Below are 1,150 nucleotides of genomic sequence, written 5' to 3' on the forward strand. Positions count from 1 at the left end.
ATCAATCCATAGCTTCGGTGGTGTGTTTAGCCCCGTTACATTTTCGGCGCAGAGTCACTCGACCAGTGAGCTATTACGCACTCTTTAAATGGTGGCTGCTTCTAAGCCAACATCCTGGTTGTCTTTGCAACTCCACATCCTTTCCCACTTAACACACACTTGGGGACCTTAGCTGATGGTCTGGGCTGTTTCCCTCTTGACAATGGATCTTAGCACTCACTGTCTGACTCCCGGATATAAGTACATGGCATTCGGAGTTTGACTGGACTTGGTAACCCTTGGCGGGCCCCGCACCCAATCAGTGCTCTACCTCCACGACTCTTTACTCCGAGGCTAGCCCTAAAGCTATTTCGGGGAGAACCAGCTATCTCCGAGTTCGATTGGAATTTCTCCGCTACCCCCACCTCATCCCCGAATTTTTCAACATTCGTGGGTTCGGGCCTCCAGTGCGTGTTACCGCACCTTCACCCTGGACAGGGGTAGATCACACGGTTTCGGGTCTACGTCCACATACTATGTCGCCCTATTCAGACTCGCTTTCGCTGCGGCTCCGGCTCTTCACCTTAACCTTGCATGGGAACGTAACTCGCCGGTTCATTCTACAAAAGGCACGCCATCACCCATATAGAGGGCTCTGACTTTTTGTAAGCGCACGGTTTCAGGTTCTTTTTCACTCCGCTTCCGCGGTGCTTTTCACCTTTCCCTCACGGTACTGCTTCACTATCGGTCGCTAGGGAGTATTTAGCCTTGGCAGATGGTCCTGCCGGATTCCCACGAGGTTTCACGTGTCTCGCGGTACTCAGGGTACGTCTCGGAGAGTGCTGACTTTGGACTACAGGGCTTTTACCTCTTATAGCGGGCCTTTCCAGACCTCTTCGTCTACCCAACACCTTTGTAACTCCATGTGAGACGCCCTACAACCCCAAGAAGCAAGCTCCTTGGTTTGGGCTAATCCGCGTTCGCTCGCCGCTACTGACGGAATCACTATTGTTTTCTCTTCCTCAGGGTACTTAGATGTTTCAGTTCCCCTGGTCTGCCTCTTCATAACCTATGTATTCAGTTATGAGTGACTGGACATTACTCCAGCCGGGTTTCCCCATTCGGACATCCCCGGATCAAAGCCTGCTTACGGCTCCCCGAGGCATTTCGT

The 1,150-nt window shown here is 52.2% G+C and carries 1 rRNA gene; it reads right to left on the minus strand.

Annotated features, from left to right (window positions below):
- Window positions 1-1,150: ribosomal RNA gene (locus BLW29_RS31075) — 23S ribosomal RNA — on the minus strand; the annotation flags it as partial.

It is taken from the genome of Paenibacillus sp. CF384 (assembly GCF_900106745.1).
In the GTDB taxonomy this organism is placed as follows: domain Bacteria; phylum Bacillota; class Bacilli; order Paenibacillales; family Paenibacillaceae; genus Paenibacillus_Z.